We start from the raw sequence: 6,714 nt of genomic DNA, 5'->3' as shown, positions 1-6,714 counted from the left end.
CGCACAGTCTACCTCTCTCTATAACTATAAAAAATAGCTATGAAAAAATCTATCGTCATAGATTTCTTCATAGCTAATCTTAGTATGTTTGTTTATATATAAGGTTAATTGTTCTACACAATTGTTTGTAAAATGAATTCGATTGGTTAATCATAAATATTTGTTCTATAATTAGAGTATTAATTAATATAGGTGATAAAAATGAGAAAGCAACATCTGATATATACAGACCATACACTGCAAGAACTTAAAGGTGTTGGACCGAAAAGTCTTCAGCTGTTAAATGAATTAAATATTTATACTTTAGAAGACCTTGTACTGTATTTACCAACTCGTTATGAAGATGAATCAGTCATCAATTTAAATGAAGCTAATGATGGTGATGTTGTAACAGTTATAGGAGAAGTATATTCTAGTCCAACTGTTGCATTTTTTGGTAGAAATAAATCAAAATTAACATGCCATATGATGATAGATAATACAGCTGTAAAAGTAACATTCTTTAACCAACCATATTTGAAAAAAAGACTCAAAATGGGTGAAACGGTATCGGTGAAGGGCAAATGGGAACAAAAGAAACAAGTTATAACAGGTCAAAAAGTTATGGCGGAAAAAGAAGATGGTGGCAATGCATTAACCCCTATATATAGATTGAAAGAGGGGCTTAAACAAAAGCAACTTAATAAATATATAGAGCAAGCATTAAGTCTAGTTGATATAGACGAATGGTTATCTCCAGAATTAATGACAAAATATAAATTAATGTCATTAAAAGATGTCATACCTATATTACATAAACCAGTACAGTTTGAGCATTTAAAATTAGCTCGTCGTACATTTTCATTTAATGAGTTATTTCTATTTCAGCTCAAAATGAAATGGTTAAGTAAATTGGAGAAAGAATCTAATAAAATTGAAGGACTCAATTATGACGTGAATGAAGTGAAATCATTTATTGAAACATTGCCTTTCGAACTAACAGATGCTCAAAAAAATAGCGTGAATGAAATTTTTAGAGATTTAAAAGCCCCTATTAAAATGCATCGATTATTACAAGGTGATGTAGGATCAGGTAAGACGGTTGTTGCAGCTATAGCAATATATGCTATGTATAATGCTGGTAAACAAAGTGCCTTAATGGTTCCAACAGCTATACTTGCTGAACAACATGCAATTAGCTTAGATGAATTGTTTGGTGGAAAGTTAAATGTAGCCTTATTAACAAGTTCAGTTAAAGGTAAAAAAAGAAAAATACTTTTAGAGCAGTTAGAAGCTGGAGAAATTGATATTTTAGTGGGTACACATGCATTAATACAAGATGATGTATCATTTAATGAAATAGGTTTAGTTATTATTGACGAACAACATCGCTTTGGTGTGAATCAAAGGAAAAAGTTAAGAGAAAAAGGTGCTGATACAAACGTGTTGTTTATGACTGCAACACCAATACCTAGAACTTTATCAATATCAGCATTTGGAGAAATGGACGTTACTTCAATCAAACAAATGCCTAAAGGTCGTAAAGAAATTATAACATCATGGGCTAAACATGATGAGATAGATAATGTGTTAAATAAACTCAATAGTGAAATCGTAAAGGGACGTCAAGCGTATGTTATATGTCCATTGATTGAAGAGAGTGAAGCACTTGATGTTCAAAATGTTGTAGCAATATATGAACAGTTGCAGTTAAGATTTGGTTCTGAAAAAGTAGGACTTGTTCATGGGAAAATGCATGCTGACGATAAAGATGAAATTATGAATAAATTTAGCAATAATGAAATAGCAATTTTAGTATCTACAACGGTTGTTGAAGTAGGTGTAAACGTCCCTAATGCAACATATATGGTCATTTATGATGCAGATCGATTTGGTTTATCTACACTGCACCAATTACGAGGAAGAGTAGGTCGTAGTCATCACCAAAGTTATTGTACTTTAGTTGCATCCCCAAAAACTGAAAGTGGAGTAGAACGTATGCATATTATGACTGAATCAACTGATGGATTTTACTTATCTGAAAGAGACTTAGAAATGAGAGGTCCGGGTGATTTCTTTGGTGTAAAACAAAGTGGATTGCCAGACTTTAGAGTTGCAAATATTGTTGAAGATTATAGAATGTTGGAAGTCGCTAGAGATGAAGCGAGTGAATTAGTTCAGTCGGGTGAATTTTTTAAACCACAATATGATAAGTTAAGAATGCTTGTTCAAGAATCAATGGAAGAACAAAATTTTGATTGACATCAATAGATGGATTGTATAAATTATAATTACCATAATTTGAGAGTAGGTAAGATACATGAGGTGGGTTTTAAAAATTATAGGAATTTTATTAATCATTACAGCTATTTCAATATTTTTCTGGAATGATATTAGAACTTACTTTACGGAACGCGTTAATGATAAAGTGATTGAATCATATGAAAATCAAAATGATAAAGTTAAAGTGAATCCGATTGAATCGTGGATTACGAAGACTGAAACGAATAAACTCAAAGTTAATGATAATATGGTTGGCTATTTAAAAGTGCCATCTGCAGATATATCTGAGCCTATATTTAAAGGTCCAGCAACGGAACAGAATTTAAAAAATGGTCTGTCATTAGTTGATGAAAATGAACAACTTAATGAGCAAAATGTTGCAATAGCTGGTCATCGTGTCGAAGGGGCAGGTATTAGATTTAATAATTTAGATAGAGCTAAAGTCGGAGATAGCGTTGAGCTCATTACAGTTAAAGGTACAAAAAAATACAAAATCAATAACATAAAAAATGTTAAACCTAGTCAAGTTGAAGTTTTGAATGAACACAAAGGTAAACCTAACCAATTAACATTAATTACTTGTGATACTTATAATCCTGAAACTTTATTATTTGAAGAGCGTATGATATATACTGCTGTAGAGGAAAAATCATCATAATTTATATTAAAAGAGTGAAAAATTAAATTTCACTCTTTTTTATTGTATTATTTGTTGAGTATATTGTTATACCCATGTTAGTATAAATAAGGTAGGTCATGATAGCAGGTGCTAATTTTAGCTATAAGTACATAATAGAATGGATATGGATGAAATGAAATTATCGAAAGCAGATCGCCAGAAGGAATTAACAAATCGTTTGAAAGCAGAACCTTTCATAACTGACGAAACTTTAAGTGAATATTTTAAAGTAAGCATCCAAACTATTAGACTGGATAGAATGGAGCTAGGAATTCCTGAATTAAGACGACGTATTAAAGACGTAGCAACACAAAATCATGATGAAATTAAATCATTGCCCATTGAAGATGTAATAGGGGAAATTATTGATATTGAGCTGGATAAATCCGCTATATCAATTTTAGATATTAAAGAAGAACATGTGTTTACACGTAATAAAATTGCGAGAGGTCACTATTTATTTGCTCAAGCAAATTCGTTATGTGTAGCTTTAATCAATGACGAATTAGCATTAACCACTAAGAGTAATGTTCAATTCAAAAAATCAGTAAATTTAAAAGATAGAGTAATCGCTAAAGCTACTGTTATTAGTAAATCTAAACATATAGCTAAAGTTGAAGTAACAAGTACTGTTCATGGGGAACTTGTTTTCCAAGGACAATTTGAAATGTATTATTCGAACGAGGGTGAAAATAATGGTTAAAATTGCGATAGATATGATGGGCGGAGACGAAGCACCAGGTATCGTAATAGAATCGGTAAAAACAGCAATTCATGACTTTCCAGACTTAGAAATTTTATTGTATGGAGATGAAAAACAATATAACTATCAACATGAACGTATCACTTTTCAACATACAGATGAAGTGATAACTATGGATGATGAACCTGTAAGATCTATAAAGAAAAAGAAAAATTCATCTATGGTTTTGATGGCTAATGCTGTTAAAGAAGGAAAAGCAGAAGCGTGTGTATCAGCTGGTAATACGGGTGCGTTGATGAGTAGTGGATTATTTATTGTAGGTAGAATTAAAGGTATAGAAAGACCAGCGTTAGTAGCTACATTTCCTACAGTAACGGGAAAAGGATTTGTATTTTTAGATATCGGTGCAAACTCAGATGCTAAACCTGAACACCTAGTTCAATATGCAAAAATGGGTGAGATATATGCAAAACAAGTTAGAAAAATCGATAATCCTTCACTTGCCTTACTAAATATAGGTACTGAAGAATCTAAAGGTAATGCTGTAACTAAAAAAACATATCAATTATTAAAAGAAGAAAAATTTGATAATTTTATTGGTAATGTTGAGTCAAAATCTTTACTTTTAGATGCATGTGATGTTGTTGTGTCAGATGGATATAACGGGAATTTGGTATTAAAAACAATAGAAGGTACAGCAACTGGTATATTTAAAATGTTAAAAGAGGCAATGACTGCATCAACTAAAAATAAACTAGCTGCACTTACCTTGAAAAAAGATTTTAAAAAAATTAATGATAAAATGGACTATGCCGAATATGGTGGTTCCGTTCTATTAGGACTGAATGGTATCGTCGTAAAAGCACATGGATCATCAAACGAACGAGCTTTTTATAATGCGATTAAACAAGCTAAACTAGCTGCAGATACTAAAATAGTAGATAAAATGAAGAAAGCAGTAGGTGAAATAAATGAGTAAAGTTGCCATTATGTTTCCAGGTCAAGGCTCTCAAAAAGTAGGGATGGCCGAGGATTTATATCAAAAAGAAATTAATTCAACATCCATTTTAGATAGAGCAAATGAATCATTATCTTTTGATTTGCTTGAAATAATGTTTAAAGATCCAGAAGAAATTTTAGGTTTAACAGAATATACTCAACCAGCTTTATTAACACATAGTTCAGCACTAATGAACGCGTTGGAAAATTTAAATTATGACTTTGCTTTAGGACATAGTTTAGGGGAATATTCAGCATTAGTATCAGAAGGTGTATTAAAATTTGAAGATGCAGTTCAAATTGTACATAAACGTGGTACATTAATGTCTGAAGCTTTTCCACAAGGCGTAGGTTCTATGGCTGCAGTCTTAGGACTAAATATTGATGAAGTAAGAGCTATATGTGAGCAATTATCTACAGAAGATAAATTAATTGAACCTGCAAATATTAATTGCCCTGGTCAAATTGTCGTATCTGGACATTCAGAATTAATAGATAAATTAGTCTCAGAAGGTAAATCACTTGGAGCAAAGCGTGTTATGCCATTGAAAGTTTCAGGGCCATTTCACTCTTCAATGATGAAAACAATTGCTGAAGATTTTGAAAATTATATTGACCAATTTGAATGGAAAGATGCGAATCATCCAATCGTTCAAAATGTTTATGCAAAACCTGAAACAGACCATAAAGTAATAAAAGAAAACATGGTGAAACAATTATTTTCACCAGTAGAATTCAGTCAATCTATCGAATATTTAATTGATCAAGGTGTAGATCATTTTATTGAAGTAGGTCCGAATAAAGTTTTATCTGGTTTAGTCAAAAAAATTAGCCGAGATGTTAAAATAACATCAATTCAAACTATTGACGATATTAAAGGATGGAATGAATAATGACAAAAACAGCAATCGTAACGGGTGCTTCTAGAGGTATTGGTAGAAAAATCGCACTAGAACTTGGTAAAGAAGGCTATAACGTAGTCGTAAACTATGCAGGAAACAAAGAAAAAGCTGAACAAGTTGTTTCTGAAATAAAAGAATTCGGTGTAGATGCATTTGCTATACAAGCTAACGTTAGTGAAATTGATGAAGTAAAAGCTATGATTAAAGAAACTACGAATCAATTTGGAACAATTGATGTATTAGTAAATAATGCAGGTATTACAAAAGATAATTTATTGATGAGAATGAAACAAGATGAATGGGATGACGTAATTAACACAAATTTAAAAGGCGTATTTAACTGTGTTCAAGCAGTTACAAGACCTATGTTAAAACAAAAGTCAGGCCGTATTATCAACCTTTCAAGTGTCGTTGGTGCTTTAGGTAATCCTGGTCAAGTAAACTATGTTGCTACTAAATCAGGTGTAGAAGGTATGACAAGAACTTTCGCAAGAGAATTAGCATCAAGAGGTATAACTTGTAACGCTGTAGCTCCAGGTTTTATCGTTTCAGATATGACAGATCAACTATCAGATGATTTAAAAGAACAAATGAAGTCACAAATACCATTAGCAAGATTTGGTGAAGATAGTGATATTGCGAATACTGTTGCTTTCCTTGCAAGCGATAAAGCAAGTTATATAACAGGTCAAACAATTCATGTTAATGGCGGAATGTACATGCAATAGGATTTATTATATAGTAATACATGGTAGTAAGAGAAATTGTATTTCTTATTATATAGAATAGACAATTATTTAAAGGAGGTGAATGGAATGGCAAGTTTCGATAAAGTTAAAGAAATTATTGTAGATCGTTTAGGTGTAGACGCTGAAAAAGTAACACCTGAAGCTTTATTTAAAGATGATTTAGGTGCTGATTCTTTAGATATCGCTGAATTAGTAATGGAATTAGAAGATGAATTTGATATGGAAATCCCTGATGAGGAAGCAGAAAAAATCAACACAGTTGGTGACGCTGTTAAATATATTGAATCATTAGAAAAATAATTCTAATTAAAAAAAGCCCGTAGCCATTGGTGATATGCTCCCTGTTAAGTAAACACTTAAATAGTGAAAACTTAGCAGGGAGTTTTATTATGACTAGAAATATTAAAATAGATATCAATA

7 protein-coding genes are annotated in these 6,714 nt (G+C 31.6%); all 7 read left to right on the top strand.

What is annotated here, in order from left to right; genetic code table 11:
* Positions 1-201: 201 nt before the first annotated feature.
* Positions 202-2,241 carry an ATP-dependent DNA helicase RecG gene (gene recG, locus CD129_RS11995; RefSeq protein WP_115337549.1) on the top strand — a complete coding sequence of 680 codons (2,040 nt, stop codon included), beginning with the start codon at positions 202-204 and terminating at the stop codon, positions 2,239-2,241.
* A 58-nt stretch (positions 2,242-2,299) separates the two neighbouring features.
* Positions 2,300-2,920 (top strand): class A sortase, encoded by a 621-nt coding sequence (locus tag CD129_RS11990; protein ID WP_078356116.1) that lies wholly within the window; start codon positions 2,300-2,302, stop codon positions 2,918-2,920.
* A gap of 154 nt (positions 2,921-3,074) precedes the next feature.
* Positions 3,075-3,644 carry a transcription factor FapR gene (gene fapR / locus CD129_RS11985; RefSeq protein ID WP_078356372.1) on the top strand — a complete coding sequence of 190 codons (570 nt, stop codon included), beginning with the start codon at positions 3,075-3,077 and terminating at the stop codon, positions 3,642-3,644.
* Complete coding sequence (gene plsX / locus CD129_RS11980; RefSeq protein WP_107509151.1) at positions 3,637-4,623, top strand: phosphate acyltransferase PlsX; 987 nt, start codon at positions 3,637-3,639, stop codon at positions 4,621-4,623. Before fapR ends, plsX begins: the two co-directional genes overlap by 8 nt.
* A complete protein-coding gene (gene fabD, locus CD129_RS11975) occupies positions 4,616-5,536 on the top strand; it encodes an ACP S-malonyltransferase (RefSeq protein WP_115337548.1) in 921 nt (306 codons plus the stop codon). The genes plsX and fabD overlap by 8 nt, the downstream gene beginning before the upstream one ends.
* Positions 5,536-6,273, top strand: coding sequence for a 3-oxoacyl-[acyl-carrier-protein] reductase (gene fabG, locus CD129_RS11970; protein ID WP_078356119.1), 738 nt, complete (start codon positions 5,536-5,538; stop codon positions 6,271-6,273). Before fabD ends, fabG begins: the two co-directional genes overlap by 1 nt.
* Positions 6,274-6,360: 87 nt before the next feature.
* Complete coding sequence (locus tag CD129_RS11965; RefSeq protein ID WP_115337547.1) at positions 6,361-6,594, top strand: acyl carrier protein; 234 nt, start codon at positions 6,361-6,363, stop codon at positions 6,592-6,594.
* Positions 6,595-6,714: the final 120 nt, after the last annotated feature.

Origin of the sequence: Mammaliicoccus fleurettii, assembly GCF_003970575.1 — a bacterium.
Lineage (GTDB): Bacteria > Bacillota > Bacilli > Staphylococcales > Staphylococcaceae > Mammaliicoccus > Mammaliicoccus fleurettii.
This window is presented reverse-complemented; position numbering and strand designations above follow the sequence as displayed.

Excerpts from the sequence above, each read along its gene's own strand:
- recG (WP_115337549.1), top strand. The coding sequence starts at position 202 with ATGAGAAAGCAACATCTGATATATACAGACCATACACTGCAAGAACTT.
- CD129_RS11990 (WP_078356116.1), top strand. The coding sequence starts at position 2,300 with ATGAGGTGGGTTTTAAAAATTATAGGAATTTTATTAATCATTACAGCT.
- fapR (WP_078356372.1), top strand. The coding sequence starts at position 3,075 with ATGAAATTATCGAAAGCAGATCGCCAGAAGGAATTAACAAATCGTTTG.
- plsX (WP_107509151.1), top strand. The coding sequence starts at position 3,637 with ATGGTTAAAATTGCGATAGATATGATGGGCGGAGACGAAGCACCAGGT.
- fabD (WP_115337548.1), top strand. The coding sequence starts at position 4,616 with ATGAGTAAAGTTGCCATTATGTTTCCAGGTCAAGGCTCTCAAAAAGTA.
- fabG (WP_078356119.1), top strand. The coding sequence starts at position 5,536 with ATGACAAAAACAGCAATCGTAACGGGTGCTTCTAGAGGTATTGGTAGA.
- CD129_RS11965 (WP_115337547.1), top strand. The coding sequence starts at position 6,361 with ATGGCAAGTTTCGATAAAGTTAAAGAAATTATTGTAGATCGTTTAGGT.